This window comes from Micromonospora sp. NPDC047740 (genome assembly GCF_043204735.1).
Classification (GTDB): Bacteria; Actinomycetota; Actinomycetes; order Mycobacteriales; family Micromonosporaceae; genus Micromonospora.
This window is the reverse complement of the sequence record NZ_JBIDCT010000006.1, coordinates 230,796-251,842: the sequence shown is the minus strand read 5'-3', so window position 1 is coordinate 251,842 and position 21,047 is coordinate 230,796. Positions and strand designations below refer to the sequence as shown.

Genomic DNA, 21,047 nt, shown 5'->3' with positions numbered 1-21,047 from the left:
GGCGCGGGATCGGCGGCGCCGCCGGCCCCGGGTGAGCGGTGCGGGAACGCCACCGGCGGTACCCGTACCCGCGATCCGTGAAACCGCCCGCCGGGCGGGGCGGACCGGGCGTCGGGACCGGCTGGTATGAAGAAGCGATGACGAGCGACCCCGCCTCCGACCGACCCGACCCCTGTGACGAGGTCGTGGACCTCTGCCGCGACCTGCTGCGCATCGACACCACCAACACCGGCGACAACGACACCAGCGTCGGGGAACGCCGCGCCGCGGAGTACGTCGCCGAGAAGCTCGCCGAGGTCGGCGTCGACGCGGAGCTGCACGAGTCCGCGCCGGGCCGGGCCAATCTGGTCGCCCGGATTCTCGGCACCGACCCGGGCCGGGACGCGCTGCTGGTGCACGGTCACCTCGACGTGGTGCCCGCCGACCCCGACGAGTGGTCGGTGCATCCGTTCTCCGGCGAGCTCCGTGACGGCTACCTGTGGGGCCGCGGCGCGATCGACATGAAGGACTTCGACGCCATGGTGCTCGCCGTGGTCCGCGGCTGGCAGCGCGCCGGGGTGCGTCCTTCGCGGGACATCGTGCTCGCCTTCACCGCCGACGAGGAGGCCGGCAGCGACTACGGCGCGCACTTCCTCGCCCAGCGGCACCGCCACCTCTTCGACGGCTGCACCGAGGCGATCGGCGAGGTCGGCGGCTTCTCCTACTCGGTTGACGAGCAGCGCCGGCTCTACCTCATCGAGACCGCCGAGAAGGGCATCGACTGGCTGCGCCTGCACGCCAAGGGCCGCCCCGGCCACGGCTCGATGGTGCACGACGACAACGCGGTCACCGCGCTCGCCGAGGCGGTCGCCCGGGTCGGCCGGCACCGCTTCCCGGTGGTCGTCACCGACACCGTGCGGGCGTTCCTCGAAGAGGTCTCCGACGTGCTCGGCATCGAGATCGACCCGGAGGACCCGGAGACCGCGATCGCCAAGCTCGGCCCGATCGCCAACATCATCGGCGCCACCATCCGCAACACCGCCAACCCGACCCGGCTGGCCGCCGGCTACAAGGACAACGTCATCCCCGGCCGGGCCACCGCCACCATCGACTGCCGCAGCCTGCCCGGCCAGTCGGAGCTGCTGGAGCGGCAGCTGCGCGAGCTGATCGGCCCGGACATCGCCATCGAGTACATCCAGCGCCAGCCGGCCCTGGAGACCACCTTCGACGGCGACCTGGTCGACGCCATGTCCGCCGCGCTGCGCGCCGAGGACCCGGGCGCCCGCCCGGTGCCGTACATGCTCTCCGGTGGCACCGACGCCAAGGCGTTCTCGCAGCTCGGCATCCGCTGCTTCGGCTTCGCGCCGCTGCGGCTGCCCGCCGACCTCAATTTCTCCGGGCTGTTCCATGGCATCGACGAGCGGGTTCCGGTGGACGGGCTACAGTTCGGCGTGCGGGTTCTCGACCGGTTTCTCCGCAGCTGCTAGCCGTGTCCGTCACGTCACCGTCGGCGCGGAATCTCCCCCCATCCGAAGGGACTGCCACACATGACCGACCAGCACGGTGAGCTGGACGCCGCCCTGGAGCGGGTGATCGACGCGGCGCGTGCCCACCTGGCCGCCGTCCGCGCCGCCCACGGCCGGATCGACGACGACAACGTCTGGCAGGCGTACGTCGCCCTGAACAATGCCTCGTTCGCCTACGACGAGCAGTTGCTCGACGCGTTCGGCGAGGTGACCCCGTGGGACGTGGAGTCGATCGACCCGAACGAGGCCGACGAGCGCTTCGGCGGCGTCGAGGGGGTCGAGGCCACCGACCCGCACCCGCGCGTCATCTCGGTCCGGCAGCGCCGGGACTACCGGGTGCCGAGCGTGTCCGCCCTGATCCGGGCGGCCGAGGCGGCCCGCCGCGAGGGCACCCCCGAGGAGGACGAGCCGGCCCCGGTCGAGGGGGTCGGCGAGGCCGTGCTGGAGCTGCTGCAGAGCGGTGACGGCTCGCTCAGCGCGCTGGACGTCCCCGAGCTGGAGCCGCTTGACGGCCTGGTCATGGTCAGCGAGGTCAGCAGCCCGGTCGACCTGGAGTCGTTCGACGACGACGACTCGCTCGGCCCCTTCCAGCCGGCCGCCGACGACCGTCTCGTGGGCCGCCTCGACGAGCACCCGTTCCTCGAGCTCGACGAGGAACACGACCACGCCCACTAGGCCACGCCGCCCCCGGGGCCTGACCGTCCGGTCCGGGCCCCGGGGGCGTACCGCGTCGGCCCGGTCCGGCCGTCCTCAGTACGACAGGCCCGGCTGCGGCTGGTTGACCCGGCGGCGGCGCAGCATCACCTGCCGCGTCCCGTCCCGGTACAGCCGCACCCGGGCCAGCTCCCATCCGGAGAACTCCGCCTGGATCGCCAGCTGCGCCGCGGCGGTCAACCGGTCGACATTCGCAGGCAACCGCAGCGGCGCGTATTCGTAGTCCATGCCCTCTATGCTGCCCAGCCCGGTGGTCCACCGCCACCCCCGGACGGTGACCCGGATCGCCGTCCGTCGGCCGGCATCCAGACGACGGGCCTCAGCCGTCCCGTTCCGGGTAGCCCACCGGCACCGCCGAGACGTCGTCGAGCGCGGTGACGATCTCCTCCGGCAGGGTCATCCGCTCCACCTGCAGCGCGCCGAGGAGCTGCCCCACGGTGCGGGCGCCGAGGATCGGCGCGGTGACCCCCGGCCGGTCCCGGATCCAGGCCAGCGCCACCTCCAGCGGCGACACGCCCAGCCCCCCGGCCGCGGTGGCGACCGCCTCCACGATGCTGGAGCAGCGCGGCTCCAGGTAGGTGGCGACGAAGCGCTCGAAGTGCGGCGACGCGGCCCGGGAGTCGGCTGGACGGCCGTGCCGGTACTTGCCGGTGAGCACCCCGCGCCCCAGCGGCGACCAGGGCAGCACGCCCAGCCCCAGCGCCGCGCAGGCGGGCAGCACCTCGCGCTCCACGCCCCGCTCCAGCAGCGAGTACTCCACCTGCGCGGCGACCACCGGGGCGCGCCCCGGCCAGGCGGCCTGCCAGGCGGCGGCCCGGGCGGTCTGCCAGCCGGAGAAGTTCGACACCCCCACATACCGGGCCTTGCCGGTGGACACGGCGTGGTCCAGGGCGGAGAGGGTCTCCTCCAGCGGGGTGTCCGGGTCGTATCCGTGCACCTGCCACAGGTCGACGTGGTCGGTGCCGAGCCGGCGCAGCGACGCCTCCAGGGTCCGCAGCAGGTGCCCGCGGGAGTTGTCCCGCCGGCGGCCGCTGCCCGGCCGCAGCCCCGCCTTGGTGGCGATGAGCAGCTCGTCCCGATCGACCAGGCTGCCCAGCAGCGAGCCGATCACCGACTCGGCGTCGCCGTCGGCGTACACGTCGGCGGTGTCGACGAGGTTGCCGCCCGCGTCGAGGTAGCTCTTCAGCTGGGCGGCCGCGTCGTCGGCGTCGGTGTCCCGTCCCCAGGTCATGGTGCCGAGCGCGAGCCGCGAAACCGCCAGCCCGCTTCGGCCGAGCGGTCGCTGTTGCATGGGTGAACCTTATTTCGAACCTCGCGTCACGGATATCCTCGCCCGGAGTCAAGTTCCTGCTCCACCCAGCCCGGCGAGCTGTGACGCGGTCGGGGGTGAGCCGGTGACCGGCTCGGCCACCGGCATTGCGTAACCTGATGCGACCTGTGGTGCGGACGGTGGGAGGACCAGTGCGACTCGGGCTCAGCCTCGGATACCAGACGGCGTGGAGCGCGCCGGCCGATCATCTGGCCCTGGCTCAGGAGGCCGACCGGCTCGGCTACTCGGTGGTGTGGGCGGCGGAGGCCTACGGCTCCGACTCGCCGAGCATGCTGGCGTGGATCGCCGGCCAGACCGAGCGGATCGACGTGGGCAGCGCGGTGATGCAGATCCCCGCCCGTACCCCGGCGATGACCGCGATGACCGCCGCCACCATCGACACGCTCTCCGGCGGCCGGTTCCGGCTCGGCCTGGGCGTCTCCGGCCCGCAGGTCTCCGAGGGCTGGCACGGCGTCCGCTTCGCCAAGCCCCTGGCCCGCACCCGGGAGTACGTCGACATCGTCAAGCTGGCGATCGCCCGCAAGGAGGTCGCGTACGACGGCGAGCACTACACGCTGCCGCTGCCGGACGGCCCGGGCAAGGCGCTCCGGTTGGGTTTCCACCCACCGCGCGAGCACATCCCGATCTACCTGGCCGCTGTCGGCCCGAAGAACCTGGAGCTGGCCGGCGAGATCGCGGACGGCTGGCTCGCCATCTTCTACGCGCCCGAGTTCGCCGAGGAGCAGCTCGCCGCGGTCCGCGCCGGCCGGGCCAGGATCGGCGAGGAGCTGAGCGGCTTCGACGTGGTGCCGTCCGTCCCGGTGGTGGTCGGCGACGACGTCGCCTCCTGCGCCGAGCTGGTCCGCTGGTACGCCGCCCTCTACGTCGGCGGCATGGGCAGCCGGGAGCAGAACTTCTACAACCAGCTCGCCATCCGGATGGGCTACGGCGACGCGGCCCGCGAGGTGCAGGACCTCTACCTCGCCAAGCGGCAGCGCGACGCGGCGGCCGCGGTGCCGACCGAGTTCATCGACCGCACCTCGCTGCTCGGTCCGAAGGAGCGCATCGCCGAGCGGATGCAGGAGTACGCGGAGGCCGGCGTCACCACCCTGTCGGTGACCCTCTTCGTCGCTGACCGGGAGAGCGGCGTGCAGACCCTGCGCACCGTCGCCGAGGCCCTCGAGCTGTCCGGAGTCGGCGAGTGACCTGGGTCGAGGCCATCGTCCTGGGCATCGTCCAGGGGCTCACGGAATTCCTGCCCGTCTCGTCCTCCGGGCACCTGCGGATCACCTCCGCGATCTTCTTCGGCCGGGATGCCGGCGCGTCGTTCACCGCGGTGACCCAGTTGGGCACCGAGGCGGCGGTGCTCATCTACTTCTTCAAGGACATCTGGCGGATCGTCCGTACCTGGGTGATCGGCATGTGGGACCGCTCGGTCCGGTCCAGCCTCGACTACCGGATGGGCTGGTACGTCATCGTCGGCACCATCCCGATCGGCGTCTTCGGCCTGCTGTTCAAGGACGCGATCCGCGACACGGCCCGGAACCTGTACCTGATCTCCTTCACGCTGATCTTCTTCGCGCTGGTGCTGGCCTTCGCCGAGTACTGGGGGCGGCAGACCCGCACCCTGGAGAACTTCCGGATGCGCGACGGCATCGTCATGGGCTTCGCCCAGGCGATGGCGCTCATCCCCGGCGTCTCCCGGTCCGGCGGCACGCTCACCTTCGGCCTGTTCCTGAACCTGACCCGGGAGACCGCGGCGCGGTACTCGTTCCTGCTGGCCATCCCCGCCGTGGTGCTGTCCGGCGTGTTCAGCCTCGGCGACGTCTTCGAGCCCGCCGAACCGGGCACTGCCGCACCCAGCGTGGCCCAGATGGTGGTCGCCACGGTGATCGCCTTCGCCATCGGCTACGCGGCCATCGCCTGGCTGCTGCGCTACGTCGCCCACCACACCCTGTACCTCTTCGTGCTGTACCGGGTGGCGCTCGGCACCCTCGTTCTGTGCCTACTCCTCACCGGGACGATCCAGGCCACGTAGCCCCTCTTCCTCGGCTGGCTCTCGCTTTTCGGGGGTCTGGGGGCGACCGTGCCCGGCTCCGGGCGGTCAGGCTTGATCCCTGCGCCGGTCACGGTCGCCCCCAGCCCCGTCGTGTGCCTTCGCCGCCCGCCGGTTGCGGTCTTCCTTTGGTACGTACCGCAGTGAGCTGCTGATCTTGGGCGGTGTTCTTCTGTTCTGCTGCTGACGGGAGCTGTCCAAGATCTGGAGACGCCAGCGTTCAGAGACACTGCTGGCCGGCACCCGTCTTGGGGTGCCGGCCAGCAGCTTGTACGCGTTTTCAGTTGGTCAGCTGATCAGGTGGGTCAGCTGTTCCAGTGCTGGGCGACGAGGTCGGCGGCCTGCTGTTCCCACTGGGCGTAGGCGTCCGGGTAGGCCGACACCTGCACGGTCTGGGCGGCCTTGGTCAGCGGCATGTCCTGCCAGCCGTCGATCTGCTTCAGACCCTTCAGGAACGCGGTGGTGGCGTACTCCGGGTTCGTGATCTGCTCCGGCGTGCCCCAACCACTGGAGGGGCGCTGCTGGAACAGGCCCAGCGAGTCGTGGTCATTGGCGTCGCCGAGGTGGCCCAGGTTCTCCAGCTTCGACTCCTGCAGACTCGTGGCGATCGAGATCACCGCGGCCCGCTCCGGCAGGCCCGCCTTCTTGGTGGCGGCGATGATCGCCTTCGCGTTCGCGGTCTGCTCGTCGTTCAGGGTGATCTTCGACTGGGCGCCCTGCACACCATGCGGCACCAGCTTGCCCATGTCCGGCTTGTCGGCCTGCACCGCCGCCACCGGGTTGGCGTGCACCGGCTCAGCAGCGTGGGCGGCGATCGGACCGGCGAACACACCACCGGTGAAAGCCAGACCAGCAACACCAAGAATGCTCTTACGCAGCATCGAGTTCATGACCAAAGCTCCATTCGGGGGTCGGCGCACACACCGCCCACGGGGGTGGGCAGGGCGCGCAAGCACCGTCAGGCGCTCAAAGGGGAAAGTCTTCGACCAGCGGCTCGCGGGGCGAGGGGTTCGCCTCTTCGCGGCGCCGGGACCATATCCAACGACCGGCGGCCCGCCAACATTCCGGGCCCGACCACCCCGGCACACGGGGCGGCTTCCTCGGTCGCGAGTCATGTGCAACGACCGCCGGCCTACCATCATTCCGACCTGGGCCGGCCAGCAAGCCTGCCTCGCGGGGCGCCTACCTCGGCCGTGCACCCGTGTTTCAACGACCCCCGGCCGCCCATCATTCCGGGCCCGGGATGCCGCCGACCACACCCACAAACCGGACATCGCCCACCACCACAGCCCGCCAAGTGGGCCCGAACCGCCCTTGATCCACTCCAGGTCGCGGAAACGGCGGTAACCGACACCCGCCTACACCGCCACATCCCCGACAGGGAGTCGATCACGGGCGGGCCAGGACGGGAGGCCACACTTTCGGCGAAACCGACGGCCGAGCCGGTACCCCCGCCGAGGCGCGGACCGTGTGCAGGTACGCACGCCGTACCCGGGGCGCGAACCACGCACGCCGGACAGCCGGACGGCGCAGGACCACGACGCGGGGTGTGGCCCGCCGTGACCGGCGTAGGGGTCAAGCCTGACCGCCCGGAGCCGGGCACGGCGGGCCACACCCCCAACCGCGACCAAAGCCGGCAGCGGCCCACGACGGGCGCGCGCGGCGGGCCACACCCGAACCGCAGCCGGAAGACAGACGCCGTACCGCCTAGGGTGGTCAGGGTGGCGACCCTTCTGCTTCTGCGACACGGCCGGACCACCGCGAACGCCGACGGCGGCCTGGCCGGCCGGCAGCCGGTCGAGCTGGACGAGACCGGTCGCGCCCAGGCCACGGCGGTCGGCGAGCGGCTGAAGGGGCTCCCCCTGGCGGCGGTGGTGACCAGCCCGCTGGTCCGCTGCCGGCAGACCCTGGAGCTGGCCCTGCCGCAGGCCGAGCCGGTGGTGGAGGAGGGGCTGATCGAGTGCGGCTACGGCAGCTGGGAGGGGCAGCCGCTGAAGAAGCTGGCGAAGGAGCCGCTCTGGCCGGTGGTCCAGCAGCACCCGAGCGCGGCCGTCTTCCCGGAGGGGGAGTCGATGTCGGCGATGTCGGCGCGGGCGGTCGCGGCGGTGCGTTCCTGGGACGCCCGGATCACCGCCGAGCACGGGCCGGAGGCGGTCTGGCTGGCCTGCAGCCACGGCGATGTGATCAAGGCGATCGTGGCCGACGCGCTCGGCGTACACCTGGATCTTTTCCAGCGGATCGTCGCGGACCCGGCGTCGGTGACGGCGATCCGCTACACGGCGCTGCGGCCGTTCCTGGTCCGGCTCAACGACACGGGCGGTGATCTGAGCGGGCTGGTGCCGCCGCCGCGGAAGCGCCGGCGGCGCGCGGCGCGGGCCACGGACTCGGACGCGGCGGTGGGCGGCGGCGCGGGGGCGGCCCCGTGAGCGCGAGGAGTGAGCCGATGAGCCGGTCCGCCACGCCCGGGAACGGCCCCCGTGGGCGCCGGTGTTTCGCCCTGGGCGGATTCAGCGTCGGTGCGCTGCACGGCGGTTCCACCCGCCGGATAGGGTCGTGGGTATGACCCACCAGGTGCACGCCTTCGAGCCGCCGGAGCGGTTCGTCGCCGGAACCGTCGGCCCGCCGGGGGAACGTACGTTCTTCCTGCAGGCGCGCGGCGGTGGCCGGCTGGTCAGCGTCGCGCTGGAGAAGGTCCAGGTGTCCCTGCTCGCCGAGAAGCTGGAGGAGTTGCTCGCCGAGGCGCAGCGCCGGTTCGGCGTCCAGTTGCCGGAGGCGGCCCCCGTCGTCGGCGACAACGACCCGCTGGACACCCCGGTCGACGAGGAGTTCCGGGTCGGCACGCTGGGGCTGGCCTTCGACGTGGACAGCGCCACCGTGGTGATCGAGGCGATCGCCGCCGGTGAGACCGAGGTCGAGGTCGCGCTAGGCGAGGCCGACGACGACGAGGACGAGGACCCGGACGAGCCGGACGACGACCTCGACCGGCTGCGGGTGCGGTTGACCCCCGAGGCGACCCGCGCGTTCATCGAGCGGGCCCGTCGCGTGGTCAACGCCGGCCGTCCGCCCTGCCCGCTCTGCGGCCAACCCCTGGACCCCGCCGGGCATCTCTGCCCGCGGCACAACGGTTATCACCGGTGACCTCGTCGGAACTCCAGCCCCGACAGGACGGAGCCGCTGCGCTGCGGCTGCTCACCGATGGTGAGCTCACCCTGGAGGGGCGGCTGGTCGACGCCTCGAACACCACCCTGCGCGGGATCCTCACCCGCGACGGGGTGGCCGCGCGCTGCGTCTACAAGCCGGTCCGCGGCGAGCGTCCGCTCTGGGACTTCCCGGACGGGACGCTCGCCGGCCGGGAGGTGTCGGCCTATCTCGTCTCCCGGGCGAGCGGTTGGGATCTGGTGCCGCCCACCGTGCTGCGGGACGGACCGTTCGGCCCCGGCTCCTGCCAGCTCTGGATCGACGAGCCCGAGGACGCCGAGTCGCTCGTCGGTTTCGTTCCCGCCGACGCCCTGCCGCCACGCTGGTTCCTGGTCGCCGCGGCCCGGGACGACGACGGGGCCGCGTACGCCCTGGCGCACGCCGACGACCCGCGCCTGGCCCGCCTCGCCGTCCTCGACGCGGTGATCAACAACGCCGACCGCAAGGGCGGTCACGTCATCGTGGGCCCCGACGACCGGATCTACGGGGTCGACCACGGCGTCTGCTTCCACGTCGAGGAGAAGCTGCGTACGGTGCTGTGGGGCTGGGCGGGCCGGCAGCTGCCGCCGGACGCGGTGGAGATGCTGGACGGGCTGGCCGGGCAGCTCACCGGTACGCTCGGCGACGAGCTGGCCGAGCACCTCACCATCGGTGAGGTCGCCGAGTTGGCGGCCCGGGTGGACCGGCTGCGGGAGAGCGGGCGGTTCCCGTTGCCCCCGCAGGAGTGGCCGGCAATGCCCTGGCCGCCCATGTGAGCCGTTGTCGCGTTGATCACTTGAGGCGCGGCACCCGAGCGCCTGACGGATCGTTAGGCTGACGGTCATGGAGTCTTGGGTGGGACACGAGGTGCCACGGCTGCCGGGCAAGGGCCAGCCACTGGGGTTGTACGACTCGGCGCGGCAAGGTGTCCACTCCAGTGAGCCCGACGGGGTCGCCTCGATGTACGTCTGCGGCATCACCCCGTACGACGCCACCCACCTCGGGCACGCGGCCACCATGATCGCCTTCGACCTGGTGCAGCGGATGTGGCGGGACGCCGGCCTGTCCGTGCGGTACGTGCAGAACGTCACCGACATCGACGACCCGCTGCTGGAGCGGGCCGAGCGCGACGGCGAGGACTGGAAGGTCCTGGCCATGCGGGAGACCGCCCTGTTCCGGGAGGACATGGAGGCGCTGCGGATCATCCCGCCGGAGCACTACGTCGGCGCGGTCGAGTCGATCCCGGACATCGCCGAGAAGGTCCTGGTGCTGCTCAAGGACGGCGCGGCCTACCGGCTCGACGACGGCACCGGCGACGTCTACTTCGACCTCAGCGCGGCCCCCGAGTTCGGCTACGAGTCGAACCTCTCCCGGGAGCAGATGCTGGAGATCTTCCCGGAGCGTGGCGGCGACCCGGACCGGGCCGGTAAGCGGGACCCGCTGGACCCGCTGCTGTGGCGCGGGGCCCGGGAGGGCGAACCGTCCTGGCCGGGCGGTGAGCTCGGCGCCGGGCGCCCCGGCTGGCACATCGAGTGCACGGTGATCGCGCTGAACCTGCTCGGTGACCGGATCGCCGTGCAGGGCGGCGGCAACGACCTGCTCTTCCCGCATCACGAGTGCTCGGCGGCGCACGCCGAGCGGTTGACCGGCCAGGCGCCGTTCGCCGACCACTACGTGCACGCCGGCATGATCGGCCTAAACGGGGAGAAGATGTCGAAGTCCCAGGGCAACCTGGTCTTCGTGTCCCGGCTGCGGGCGGACCGGGTCGACCCGATGGCCGTCCGGCTGGCCCTGATGAGCGGGCACTACCGCACCGACCGTTCGTGGACCGACGAGCTGCTCGCCGCGGCGCAGGAGCGGCTGGCCCGCTGGCGGCGGGCCGCCGCCTTGCCGGCCGGGCCGGCTGGGGACGAGCTGCTGGCCGGGGTGCGCGCCCGCCTCGCCGACGACCTGGACACGCCCGGCGCCCTGGCCGTGGCGGACGCCTGGGCCGCGCAGGCCCTGGCCGGGGTCGCCGACGACGCAGCCGCCCCGAAGCTCTTCGCGGACACCGTCGACGCCCTCCTGGGTATCCGCCTCTAGGTGCACTGATCGGGGACGTTGGTCAATCGCGTGAAGTAGGCGGACCCGTGAAGGCGTAGCCCGCGGCCTGACGTTTCGCTTCGTCGTGATGGGTTGTTTCGGCGTCACGGAGGGCTTGGGTGGTGACCCGGGAGGCGAGCAGGAGCGCGGCGAGCACGAGTCCGAGGGCTGCGGCGATGAAGGGGGCGCGGATCCCCAGGCTGCGTCCGAGCAAGCCGCCGGCGAGGGCTCCGAGGGGGACGACACCCAGGACGATCAGGCGGTAGGCGGCGGTGACGCGGCCGAGGAGTTCGTCGGGGACTGCTGCTTGGCGCAGGGTGCTGACGACGATCTGGTTCAGCGAGGTGGCAATGGCGGCGCAGAACATGCCGGCAAGGGCGAGGGGTGTGTGGTGACCCAGGCCGAGGATGGCGTAGCTGGCGGCCGGGGTGAGGGCGGCGAGCCAGGTGGTGGGGCCGCCGCCGATGCGGGGCACGACGTGTCCGGCGAGTAGCGAGCCGACGATCGCACCGGCGGCGGGAACGGCGACGAACAGGCCGTAGCGCGACATGGGCATTTGGTACGGACCGGTGATCAGCAGAACGAGCACCCCGCCGGTGGCCGAGCTGAAGAAGTTGATTGCCGCCGAGATGAACGCGACTCGGCGCAGCAGGTCGTGGCGCCAGAAGTGGGCCCATCCGGAGCGGATGTCCTGGGTGATTGTGGTCGGGGTCGAGCGGCGGCCCTCCTGTTCCTCGCTGGTGGGGCGCAGCGCGGGCAGCAGCAGAGCTGCCAGGCCGGCGAGCGCGAACGCGGCCGCGCCGGTGTAGAAGGCCGCTGATGCTGCCAGCGCGAACAACGCCGCTCCGGCAGGCGGACCGATGAAGGTGTTGATGACGGACTGGGTCGCGAACAACCGGCCGTTGGCGCGCTCGAGCTGCTCGCGTGGCACGAGACGGGGTGGGATGGTCAGTGCGGCGTTGTCGACCATCGTCTCGGCGCAACCAGCCAGGAACACTGCGGCGTAGAGCAGTGCGACGTGGCGCCATCCGTTCGCCAAGGCCACGGCGAGCAGCGCGAACGCGGCCGCGCGCAGCCAGTTACCAGCGGTAAGTATCCGGCGTCTGTCCATCCGGTCGGCGATCGCGCCGGCGGGGAGGGTGGCGACCAGCCAAGGCAGGAACTGCACCACCGTCATGCCCGCCACCACGAGCGGGTCACGGGTCAGCGTGGCGACGAGCAGCGGTGCCGCGGCCTGCAGCAGCCCGTCGGCGAGGTTTGAGGAGGCTTGGGACGCCCACAGCGCAGTGAACGGTGTGCGTGGGGCGGCGGCAGGCACGATCAGTCTCCTGGTGGTTTCTCATGGGTGATTGGCCGATTGGGAATGAGCATGCCAGGAGGCTGTCTCACATGCAATAATGCTTTTGGCCATGAGAGGAGCTGGTGGTGAGGTTCGGTCACATCGCGGGCGACCGCATGCTCGACCTGGTGAACACCGTTGACTGGCGCCTCGGCGGGTGCGACCGCACCGAGAAGCTGAAGACCTTCTCCGACGTCGTCGACTGGTGCGTCGAGTCCGACCTGATCAGCGGAGACGAGGCCGTGGCCCTGCGCGACCTCGCCGGCCGGGACGACGTCTGGGCCGAGCGGGAACGACAACAGGTCATCGAAGCGCGCGAGAAGGTCTACGCAGCTCTCTTCGATGATGACCCCGAAGCCGCCGCAGACCTCGCGGGCATGTACCGGGCGGCGATCGCCGCAGCCGACCTGGTCCGCACGGGCGACCGCTGGCAATGGCGAGACCGGGAAATCGACCTCCGCCTGCCCAGCAATCGCATCGTCCGCGGGCTCGTGGCTCTCACCCAGCGCGACGACCTCGACCGCCTTCACCAGTGCGAAGACGCCAAGTGCGGCTGGGTTTACCTCGACACATCACCGCGGCGGAACCGCCGCTGGTGCAACACGAAGGACTGTGGCGACCGCAACCGCGCCCGCGCCTACTATGCCCGACAGAAGGCGAAGAGCCAGCCCTAGGCCTTCGCGTCCGCGTGGCGGACCAGCCGCCACCGGCGGCCCCTCTTTCCCGCCGGAACGTGTGGCTGTTTCGCCGCGGACAACCACTCGTTCCGTGCATCTCCCAGCAGGACTGCGGGGGGCCGGCGGGCGGTCAGCCGAGGACGAGCCCAGGGTCCGGGTCGGGTTGCTCGGCCGGGGCCGGGATCTTGTACTCCTCGGTGAGGGTGGTCATCGGGCCGGGCCACGTCGCCTGTGCCACCTCGATCGGCTTGCGCCGCTCGTCGTAGGCGACGTGCAGCAGGTGCAGCACGGGGGTGTCCGGGCGGATCTGCAGGGTCTCCGCCTCCTCCCGGCTGGGCTGCCGGGCGCTGATCGTATCGGTCGCGGTGACGTACCTGCGGCCGGTGGCATCCTCGGCCTCCTGGTAGAGCGGGCGGCCGAACGCCTCGGCCTGCTCCAGCGAGGTGCCCGCGGTGTCGGTCGGCAGAAACCAGGAGGCACCCACCTCGACCGGCGACTCGTCGGTGCGGACCAGGTGCCGCCGGCAGAGCAGTTCGGTGCCGTCGGGCACCCCGAACGCGTCGGCCACCTCGGGCGGGGCGGGGGCCGGGCCGACCGAGACGAGCTGCTGCCGGTATCGGGCGGCGAGGTCGGTGTGGTAGCCGCGGAAGCCGCCGTACCGGCCGCGGGAGAGCCGGTTGAGCCGGCGCCGGGTGCCCCGGACGTACGTACCGGAGCCGGGTTTGGTGATCAGGATGCCCTCGACCCGCAGCTGGTCGACGGCGCGCTGCACCGTCTGTTTCGCGACGCCGAACATCTCGGCGATGGCCGGGATGGACGGCAGCCGCTCACCGGGCCCCCAGTCGCCGCGGCGGACCTGGGCCTTGAGCTGCGCGGCGATCTGCCGGTGCGGGAACTCGGCCGCTCCCGGGTTGATCTGCATGCCCGCCTCCTCATCACAGCTAGGTTCCTAGGTTGTCCTAGCGGAGGTGACCACGCCACCCCGGACACGCGGAAAAACCGGCCCCGGACGTGGTGTCCGGGGCCCGGCGGGCTTGATCAGGGAGCGGCTACCAGGAGCCGGCGGTCGGGCCGGCGGAGCCGCCGCGGCGGCGCAGGTACTTCTCGAACTCCTGGGCGATCTCGTCACCGGTGAGCGGGGTGATGCCGGCGTCGCCGACCCGTTCCTCCAACTCGCGGACGTACTCGCCCAGCTCCGCGTCCTGCTCGGCGGCGCTGCGCACCCGCTGCTCCCACTCGGCGGCCTCCTCGGCCAGGTCGGCCATCGGCACCGGCAGGTCGAGCACCTCCTCGACCCGGTGCAGCAGCGCGAGGGTGGCCTTGGGGCAGGGCGGGTTGTTGGCGTAGTGGGGGACGTGCACCCAGAACGACACCGCATCGACCTCGGCCCGGGTGCAGGCATCGTGCAGCACCCCGACGATGCCGGTCGGCCCGTCGTAGCGGGTGGGGGTCAACTGGTAGCGCTTGGCGGCGTCCGCGTCCGACGCGCTGCCGCTGATCGGCAGCGGCCGGGTGTACGGCACGTCGGCCAGCAGCGCGCCGAGCAGCACCACGCGCTCGACCTCCAGGCTGTGGCAGATCTCGAGGACCTGCTCGCAGAAGGTACGCCAGCGCATGCTCGGCTCGATGCCACGGACCAGCACCACGTCCCGCTCGGTGCCGGGCGGGCTGGCCACCATGAAGCGCGTGGTGGGCCACTCCACCCGGCGCGTCTCCCCGTCGGCCATGGTGATGGTCGGCCGGCTCACCTGGAAGTCGTAGAAGTCCTCCGGGTCCAGCTCGGCCACCTGCCGGGCCTGCCAGACCTGCTCCAGGTGCTCCACGGCGGCGGTCGAGGCGTCCGCGGCGTCGTTCCATCCCTCGAAGGCCGCGATGGCGACCGGGGACCGCAGCACGGGCAGTCCGTCGAACTCGGTCACGCCGCCACCTCACCCTGCTCGCCGGGAGCGGTGTCGGGCCGTCGCCCGGACGTCCGCCCGCCTGCGACAACTCCAGCTCGGCGCGTCTGACGCCGCGCCGCGACCTGGAGCCGTCGCACGGTCGCGTCCCTGTTGTCCTTCACGTCCGCCAGCCTACGTGTCGGCGCGGGTTGCGGCCCGTCGGCCGCGCCGGTCCGCCGGGGTGACCAACCCGGCCGAAGCGGATTAAAGGGACGGGTGATCCCGCTGACAGTATGTGGGAAGGCACGGTTGCGATATCCCCGTGCCGACATAGCGCACTAACCTGGCTCTGTGCGGACTTCGTTGCTCGATGTGCTGGCGGACCGGATCCTCATCGCCGACGGGGCGATGGGGACCATGCTCCAGGCGGCCGACCTGACCCTGGACGACTTCGACGGCCTCGAGGGCTGCAACGAAATCCTCAACGTCACCCGGCCGGACGTCGTCCGCGGCGTGCACGAGGCGTACCTGGCGGCCGGCGCGGACTGCGTCGAGACGAACACCTTCGGCGCCAACCTGCCGAACCTCGCCGAGTACGGCATCGCCGGCCGGATCCGGGAGCTGTCCGAGGCGGGGGCGCGGCTGGCCCGGGAGGCCGCCGACGCGTACGCGACGCCGGACCAGCCCCGCTTCGTGCTCGGCTCGATCGGCCCCGGCACCAAGCTGCCCACCCTCGGCCACGCCGCGTACGCGTCGCTGCGGGACGCGTACCAGGAAAACGCGGCCGGCCTGATCGTCGGCGGGGCGGACGCGCTCATCGTGGAGACCTGCCAGGACCTGCTCCAGGTCAAGGCCGCGGTGATCGGGTCGAAGCGGGCGATGGCCGAGCTCGGGCGACAGGTGCCGATCATCTGCCACGTCGCCGTCGAGACCACCGGCACGATGCTGCTGGGCAGCGAGATCGGGGCGGCGCTGACCGCGATCGAGCCGCTCGGGGTGGACCTGATCGGGCTCAACTGCTCGACCGGCCCGGCGGAGATGGGTGAGCACCTGCGCTACCTGTCCCAGCACTCGCGGATCCCGCTGTCGGTGATGCCGAACGCCGGTCTGCCCGTGCTGACCGCGGAGGGCGCGTACTTCCCGCTGACGCCGGTGGAGATGGCCGACGCCCTGGAGCAGTTCGTCGCCGAGTACGGCGTGTCCCTGGTCGGCGGCTGCTGCGGCAGCACCCCGGAGCACATCCGGGTGCTGGTGGAGCGGCTGCGCGGGAGACGGCCGGTGGCCCGGGAGCCGCGGCCGGAGGCGGGCGTCTCGTCCATCTACCACCACGTGCCGTTCGCCCAGGACGCCAGCGTCCTGATGGTGGGGGAGCGGACCAACGCCAACGGCTCCAAGGCGTTCCGGGAGGCGATGCTGGCCGGCGACTGGCAGGCATGCGTGGAGATCGCCCGCGGCCAGGCCCGGGACGGCTCGCACCTGCTGGACCTCTGCGTCGACTACGTCGGCCGGGACGGCACGCAGGACATGCGGGAGCTGGCCGGCCGGTTCGCCACCGCCTCCACGCTGCCGATCATGCTGGACTCCACCGAGCCCCCGGTGATCGAGGCCGGGCTGGAGATGCTCGGCGGGCGCTGCGTGGTCAACTCCGTCAACTTCGAGGACGGCGACGGCCCCGAGTCCCGCTACGCCCGGGTCATGCCGGTGGTCAAGGAGCACGGCGCCGCCGTCGTCGCCCTGCTCATCGACGAGGAGGGCCAGGCCCGCACCAGGGACTGGAAGGTACGCGTCGCGGTCCGGCTGATCGAGGACCTGACCGGCCGGTGGGGGCTGCGCCGGGAGGACATCCTCATCGACGCGCTGACCTTCCCGATCGCCACCGGTCAGGAGGAAACCCGCCGCGACGGCATCGAGACGATCGAGGCGATCCGGGAGATCGCCGCCCGGTATCCGGGGGTAAACTTCACCCTCGGCATCTCCAACGTCTCCTTCGGGCTGAACCCGGCCGCCCGGCAGGTGCTCAACTCGGTCTTCCTGCACCAGTGCGCGGAGGCCGGGCTGACCTCGGCGATCGTGCACGCCAGCAAGATCCTGCCGATGTCGAAGATCCCAGACGAGCAGCGCGAGGTGGCGCTCGACCTGATCTACGACCGCCGCCGGGAGGGCTACGACCCGGTGCAGCGGTTCATCGAGATCTTCGAAGGCGTCGACGCGGCGTCGGCGCGCGCCACCCGGGCCGAGGAGTTGGCCGCGCTGCCGCTGGACGAGCGGCTCAAGCGGCGGATCATCGACGGCGAGCGCAACGGCCTGGAGGCCGACCTCGACACGGCCATGGCCGAGGGGCGCTCGCCGCTGTCGATCATCAACGATCTGCTGCTCGACGGCATGAAGGTGGTCGGTGAGCTGTTCGGTTCCGGCCAGATGCAGCTGCCGTTCGTGCTCCAGTCCGCCGAGGTGATGAAGACCGCGGTGGCATACCTGGAGCCGCACATGGAGAAGACCGACGACGACGGCAAGGGGCGCATCGTGCTCGCCACCGTCAAGGGCGACGTGCACGACATCGGCAAGAACCTGGTGGACATCATCCTGTCCAACAACGGCTACGAGGTCGTCAACATCGGCATCAAGCAGCCGATCAACGCGATCCTGGACGCCGCCGAGCAGCACCGGGCCGACGCGATCGGCATGTCCGGCCTGCTGGTCAAGAGCACGGTCATCATGAAGGAGAACCTGGCCGAGATGGCCGCGCGCGGGGTGGCGGAGCGGTGGCCGGTCCTGCTCGGCGGGGCGGCGCTCACCCGCGCGTACGTGGAGGACGACCTGCGGTCGATGTTCCCGGGGCAGGTGCACTACGCCCGGGACGCCTTCGAAGGGTTGTCGCTGATGGACCGGGTGATGACGGCCAAGCGGGGCGGCGCGCCGATGGTCGACCCGGAGCGGGAGGCGGCCCTGGCGGCCCGCCGGGAGCGGCGGGAGCGGCAGCGGGCGATGGTGCGGGAGGCGCTGCCCGAGCTGGACGACGCCTCGGTCCGCTCCGACGTGGCCGTTGACGTGGAGGTGCCGAAGCCGCCCTTCTTCGGCACCCGGGTGGTCAAGGGGCTGCCGCTGGCCGACTACGCGGCACTGCTCGACGAGCGGGCCACCTTCCTCGGCCAGTGGGGGCTGCGGGGCGCCCGAGGCGGCAAGGGCCCGTCGTACGAGGAGCTGGTGGAGACGGAGGGCCGGCCGCGGCTGCGGTACTGGCTGGACCGGCTGATCGCCGACCAGGTGCTCGAGGCGGCCGTGGTGTACGGCTACTTCCCGGCGTACGCGGAGGGCAACGACCTGGTGGTGCTGGACGAGAACGGGCACAGCGAGCGGGCCCGGTTCTCGTTCCCACGGCAGCGGCAGGAGCGGCGGCTGTGCCTGGCCGACTTCTTCCGGCCGAAGGGCGAGGAGCTGGACGTGGTGGCGTTGCAGCTGGTCACCGTCGGGCAGCCGATCAGCGAGTACACGGCGAAGATGTTCGCCGGCAACGAGTACCGCGACTACCTGGAGGTGCACGGCCTGTCCGTGCAGCTCACCGAGGCCCTCGCCGAGTACTGGCACCGGCGGATCCGGTCCGAGTTGACCCTGCCGAGCGGGCGTACGGTGGCCGACGACGACCCGGCGGACCTGGCCGGCCTGCTGCGCACCGACTACCGCGGCTGCCGGTACGCGTTCGGCTACCCGGCCTGTCCGGACCTGGAGGACCGGGCGAAGATCGTGGAGCTGCTGGGCGCGGACCGGATCGGCGTGCAGTTGTCGGAGGAGTTCCAGCTGGTGCCGGAGCAGGCCACGGACGCGATCGTGGTGCACCACCCGGAGGCCAACTACTTCAACGCCAAATAGTCGAGGCAACTGGTCTGACCTGCACTTCAACCCCGTCCCTCACCAGCATCCGGTCCGGTGGCATATTGCCGTCAGGTGATCTCCGAGCACACGAGTTTGCCCTAGATCGACTCCGACTTGGTGGGCCGACGGGCATGCGTCAGCGGGGCGGCGAGGCCTGTTCCAGTGGGCGTCCGTGGGCTCGGATCATGTCCGAGACGGCGACGCCGAGCAGGACGGCGGCAGCTGCTGCGGCGACCCCGAGTGGCGGCAGGCCGACCATCACGGGCGCTACGGCCGCAAGTACGACGATCCCGATCAGTCGTGGCCGGGACACGCGGGCGAAGGCCACGTGCTCGAATACTGCGCGCCCGGCGAGGTAGAGCGCGGGCCCGCCGAGGATGGCGCCGACCCAGGCCGGTTTGGCGTGTCCGGATGGATCGTTGAGGACGAGCTCGGAACCGGCTGAGGTGGCGACGATGCCAGCCACCATGAGCAGGTGGGAGAGCTCGGCCGACCGACCGAGCCGGCCGGGATCGGCGGATGCCGCGATGGCCTCGCCCAAGATCTGGCCGGCTCGGTAGAAGTAGATCCGCCACAGCAACACCGTGGTGACGAACGACAGTACAAGGGCCGATATTCGTTCAGCCACGATCGGACCGTGCAGAAGAGTCGATCCGGTGGTCAGGATCGTCTCACCAAGCGCGACGATGACGAACAGCCAGTAGCGTTCGGCCAGGTGCTCGCCCGCGACGGCCCACGGGGACACCCGCGCACGCCCCAGCCCCGGTACCGGCCAGCCGAGTACGCCCCCCAGGTAGTCGATCGCCAAGGCCAGCAGCCACAGCAAATTGCGCGTCAGCTCCGGTGCGAAAGCTCCGGCGAGCCACGGTACGGCCGACGCGCCGAACCAGACGAGCGCCAGCATGTTGACGCGGCGCAGATCATGGCCCCGCAAGGTGAGTACGAAGAAGAGGGTGCGGCCCACCTGGATCGCCACGTACGTGCTCGCGAAGAGCAGACCGGTCTCGGCGAGAGCCCCGGATATCGCGACCGCCAGGAACAGGCTCCCGAGCATCGTCGCGAGGACAACGAACTGGATCGCCGGCTGCAACGGGTCGAACCGGCTGGTCATCCACGCCGTCTGGGTCCAGATCCACCAGATGGCCAGGAACAGCAGCAGAGTCTCGCCGTTTTCCGAAAGGGTGGTGGTCAACGTCTCGGCGACGCGGCCGGTGGTGTAGTCCAGCACCAACTCGTTCACGATCCGGGTGAGCGCGAAGACGTACACCAGATCGAAGAACAGTTCCAGGAAGGTCGGCCGCTGCGGACTCCCACGCTTGCGCAGCAGATTGGCCACTCTGTTCGTCGTCACCGGCCCGCCCGCTTCGTCGGCTTCTCGCTGAAGCAGTCGTACCACGTCGCCGTGTCGCCCACGGATCAGACGCACCTCCCGATGGCTGAAGGGCCTGACCGCCAGCGAGGTCTGCTGCCGCGCCCAGCGTCGTGTTCTCCCAACCAGGCAACGGCCTGTCCGGCCGACTGAGCCAGGGACGCGGCAGCGGTGCCCGCGGCGACTGGCAGGATCGTCGCAATGGAGAGCTTCACGTCTTGGGACGGCACGGAACTGGCGTACCGAGTTGTCGGCTCCGGGCCTCCGTTGGTGTGCATTCCGGGTGGCCCCGGCCAGACGGTGGAATACCTGGGCGAGCTGGGCGGGCTCACCCGCAGCCGTACCCTGATCCTGTTGGACAACCGGGGCACCGGCGCGTCGGGTGTTCCCGCCGATCCCACCACCTATCGGGTCGACCGCCTCGTCGATGACGTGGAAGCGCTGCGCCAGCACCTGGGCCTCGACCGGATGGACCTGTTCGGGCATTCCGCGAGCGGCGGGATCTGCCTGCTCTATGCCGCTCGGCATCCCGCGCGGCTTGATCATCTGGTGCTGGTCGCTCCGTCGTTGCGGGTGGTCGGCTTGCCGTCGGACCTCGACGTCGACCGGGTGCTCGCCGCGCGGGCGCACGAGCCGTGGCACGCCACCGCGGTGGCGGCGTTGCACGCCGAGCCGACGACGCCGGAGGAGCAGCAGCGGTACCGGTGGGAGGCGGCCCCGCTGTTGTACGGCAGGTGGAGTCCCGCGGCCCAGGCGCAGGCCGCGGCCGAACCCGCTCAGTTCGCCCCGGCCGCCACGGACGGGTTCTACGCGGGGTTCGCACCCGACCCGGCGCTGCCCGCGCGGCTGGCGGAGTTCACCGCTCCCACCCTGCTCCTGGCCGGCGAGCACGACATCTGGCCGACCGCGGCCGCGGTGCGGCAGCTCGCCACGCTCTTGCGCAGCCACGAGCTGGTGGTCCAGCCGGAGGGCGGCCACTTTCCCTGGGTTGACGACCCGGCGGCCTTCGCGGCGTCGGTGGAGGCGTTCCTGGCCGGCTGACGGACCCGTGGCCACGCTCCGGGGCCGC

At 71.5% G+C, this 21,047-nt stretch carries 18 protein-coding genes; 11 read left to right on the top strand and 7 right to left on the bottom strand.

The window, feature by feature from the left end; translation table 11 throughout:
• Positions 1-137: 137 nt before the first annotated feature.
• Both ACGF4F_RS13910 and ACGF4F_RS13905 read left to right on the top strand, forming a co-directional pair.
• Positions 138-1,466 carry a M20/M25/M40 family metallo-hydrolase gene (locus tag ACGF4F_RS13910; RefSeq protein ID WP_393077511.1) on the top strand — a complete coding sequence of 443 codons (1,329 nt, stop codon included), beginning with the start codon at positions 138-140 and terminating at the stop codon, positions 1,464-1,466.
• A gap of 60 nt (positions 1,467-1,526) precedes the next feature.
• Entirely contained in the window at positions 1,527-2,180 is a 654-nt protein-coding gene (locus ACGF4F_RS13905; RefSeq protein WP_357442412.1) for a hypothetical protein, read from the top strand.
• Between the two features lie 75 nt (positions 2,181-2,255).
• On the opposite strand, the gene ACGF4F_RS13900 is transcribed toward ACGF4F_RS13905, so the two are convergent.
• Both ACGF4F_RS13900 and ACGF4F_RS13895 read right to left on the bottom strand, forming a co-directional pair.
• Positions 2,256-2,447 (bottom strand): DUF5703 family protein, encoded by a 192-nt coding sequence (locus tag ACGF4F_RS13900; RefSeq protein ID WP_073838148.1) that lies wholly within the window; start codon positions 2,445-2,447, stop codon positions 2,256-2,258.
• Positions 2,448-2,538: 91 nt separating this feature from the next.
• The gene (locus ACGF4F_RS13895; RefSeq protein WP_357442414.1) at positions 2,539-3,510 is read right to left on the bottom strand and encodes an aldo/keto reductase; all 972 of its coding nucleotides are present in this window, start codon (positions 3,508-3,510) and stop codon (positions 2,539-2,541) included.
• Positions 3,511-3,680: 170 nt separating this feature from the next.
• Here ACGF4F_RS13895 and ACGF4F_RS13890 point away from each other — a divergent pair, with 170 nt between their 5' ends.
• Complete coding sequence (locus ACGF4F_RS13890; RefSeq protein ID WP_357442416.1) at positions 3,681-4,733, top strand: LLM class F420-dependent oxidoreductase; 1,053 nt, start codon at positions 3,681-3,683, stop codon at positions 4,731-4,733.
• Positions 4,730-5,566, top strand: a complete 837-nt coding sequence (locus ACGF4F_RS13885) for an undecaprenyl-diphosphate phosphatase (protein WP_357442418.1) — start codon at positions 4,730-4,732, stop codon at positions 5,564-5,566. The genes ACGF4F_RS13890 and ACGF4F_RS13885 overlap by 4 nt, the downstream gene beginning before the upstream one ends.
• A 323-nt stretch (positions 5,567-5,889) precedes the next feature.
• Here ACGF4F_RS13885 and ACGF4F_RS13880 read toward each other — a convergent pair whose 3' ends face one another.
• Entirely contained in the window at positions 5,890-6,474 is a 585-nt protein-coding gene (locus tag ACGF4F_RS13880) for a hypothetical protein (RefSeq protein ID WP_357442420.1), read from the bottom strand.
• 822 nt (positions 6,475-7,296) lie between these two features.
• Between ACGF4F_RS13880 and ACGF4F_RS13875 the strand changes: the two genes are divergently transcribed.
• The 4 genes from ACGF4F_RS13875 to mshC all read left to right on the top strand — a co-directional run bounded on the left by ACGF4F_RS13875 (position 7,297) and on the right by mshC (position 10,843).
• The gene (locus tag ACGF4F_RS13875) at positions 7,297-8,010 is read left to right on the top strand and encodes a histidine phosphatase family protein (RefSeq protein ID WP_357442422.1); all 714 of its coding nucleotides are present in this window, start codon (positions 7,297-7,299) and stop codon (positions 8,008-8,010) included.
• A gap of 133 nt (positions 8,011-8,143) precedes the next feature.
• A complete protein-coding gene (locus ACGF4F_RS13870; protein WP_073840130.1) occupies positions 8,144-8,722 on the top strand; it encodes a DUF3090 domain-containing protein in 579 nt (192 codons plus the stop codon).
• The gene (locus tag ACGF4F_RS13865) at positions 8,719-9,537 is read left to right on the top strand and encodes an SCO1664 family protein (RefSeq protein WP_357442424.1); all 819 of its coding nucleotides are present in this window, start codon (positions 8,719-8,721) and stop codon (positions 9,535-9,537) included. Before ACGF4F_RS13870 ends, ACGF4F_RS13865 begins: the two co-directional genes overlap by 4 nt.
• A 67-nt stretch (positions 9,538-9,604) precedes the next feature.
• Complete coding sequence (gene mshC / locus ACGF4F_RS13860; protein WP_357442426.1) at positions 9,605-10,843, top strand: cysteine--1-D-myo-inosityl 2-amino-2-deoxy-alpha-D-glucopyranoside ligase; 1,239 nt, start codon at positions 9,605-9,607, stop codon at positions 10,841-10,843.
• Positions 10,844-10,865: 22 nt separating this feature from the next.
• Here the strand turns inward: mshC and ACGF4F_RS13855 are convergent, their stop codons facing one another.
• A complete protein-coding gene (locus tag ACGF4F_RS13855) occupies positions 10,866-12,161 on the bottom strand; it encodes an MFS transporter (RefSeq protein ID WP_357442428.1) in 1,296 nt (431 codons plus the stop codon).
• 107 nt (positions 12,162-12,268) lie between these two features.
• Here ACGF4F_RS13855 and ACGF4F_RS13850 point away from each other — a divergent pair, with 107 nt between their 5' ends.
• Complete coding sequence (locus ACGF4F_RS13850; protein ID WP_357442430.1) at positions 12,269-12,856, top strand: CGNR zinc finger domain-containing protein; 588 nt, start codon at positions 12,269-12,271, stop codon at positions 12,854-12,856.
• Between the two features lie 133 nt (positions 12,857-12,989).
• Here ACGF4F_RS13850 and ACGF4F_RS13845 read toward each other — a convergent pair whose 3' ends face one another.
• Complete coding sequence (locus ACGF4F_RS13845; RefSeq protein ID WP_393077503.1) at positions 12,990-13,781, bottom strand: GntR family transcriptional regulator; 792 nt, start codon at positions 13,779-13,781, stop codon at positions 12,990-12,992.
• Between the two features lie 127 nt (positions 13,782-13,908).
• On the bottom strand, positions 13,909-14,778 hold the full coding sequence (locus ACGF4F_RS13840; protein WP_357442434.1) for a PAC2 family protein: 870 nt from the start codon (positions 14,776-14,778) through the stop codon (positions 13,909-13,911).
• A 312-nt stretch (positions 14,779-15,090) separates the two neighbouring features.
• Here ACGF4F_RS13840 and metH point away from each other — a divergent pair, with 312 nt between their 5' ends.
• Positions 15,091-18,606: a methionine synthase gene (metH, locus tag ACGF4F_RS13835; RefSeq protein ID WP_357442436.1), complete on the top strand. Its 3,516-nt coding sequence runs from the start codon at positions 15,091-15,093 to the stop codon at positions 18,604-18,606.
• A gap of 139 nt (positions 18,607-18,745) precedes the next feature.
• Here the strand turns inward: metH and ACGF4F_RS13830 are convergent, their stop codons facing one another.
• Complete coding sequence (locus ACGF4F_RS13830; RefSeq protein ID WP_357442438.1) at positions 18,746-20,035, bottom strand: low temperature requirement protein A; 1,290 nt, start codon at positions 20,033-20,035, stop codon at positions 18,746-18,748.
• A 144-nt stretch (positions 20,036-20,179) separates the two neighbouring features.
• Here ACGF4F_RS13830 and ACGF4F_RS13825 point away from each other — a divergent pair, with 144 nt between their 5' ends.
• On the top strand, positions 20,180-21,019 hold the full coding sequence (locus ACGF4F_RS13825) for an alpha/beta fold hydrolase (RefSeq protein WP_393077499.1): 840 nt from the start codon (positions 20,180-20,182) through the stop codon (positions 21,017-21,019).
• The last annotated feature ends 28 nt before the right edge of the window (positions 21,020-21,047 follow it).

Coding starts and splice junctions, on each gene's coding strand:
- ACGF4F_RS13845 (WP_393077503.1), bottom strand. CDS start 13,781: ATGCAGATCAACCCGGGAGCGGCCGAGTTCCCGCACCGGCAGATCGCC.
- ACGF4F_RS13905 (WP_357442412.1), top strand. CDS start 1,527: ATGACCGACCAGCACGGTGAGCTGGACGCCGCCCTGGAGCGGGTGATC.
- ACGF4F_RS13900 (WP_073838148.1), bottom strand. CDS start 2,447: ATGGACTACGAATACGCGCCGCTGCGGTTGCCTGCGAATGTCGACCGG.
- mshC (WP_357442426.1), top strand. CDS start 9,605: ATGGAGTCTTGGGTGGGACACGAGGTGCCACGGCTGCCGGGCAAGGGC.
- ACGF4F_RS13880 (WP_357442420.1), bottom strand. CDS start 6,474: ATGAACTCGATGCTGCGTAAGAGCATTCTTGGTGTTGCTGGTCTGGCT.
- ACGF4F_RS13895 (WP_357442414.1), bottom strand. CDS start 3,510: ATGCAACAGCGACCGCTCGGCCGAAGCGGGCTGGCGGTTTCGCGGCTC.
- ACGF4F_RS13910 (WP_393077511.1), top strand. CDS start 138: ATGACGAGCGACCCCGCCTCCGACCGACCCGACCCCTGTGACGAGGTC.
- ACGF4F_RS13825 (WP_393077499.1), top strand. CDS start 20,180: ATGGAGAGCTTCACGTCTTGGGACGGCACGGAACTGGCGTACCGAGTT.
- ACGF4F_RS13870 (WP_073840130.1), top strand. CDS start 8,144: ATGACCCACCAGGTGCACGCCTTCGAGCCGCCGGAGCGGTTCGTCGCC.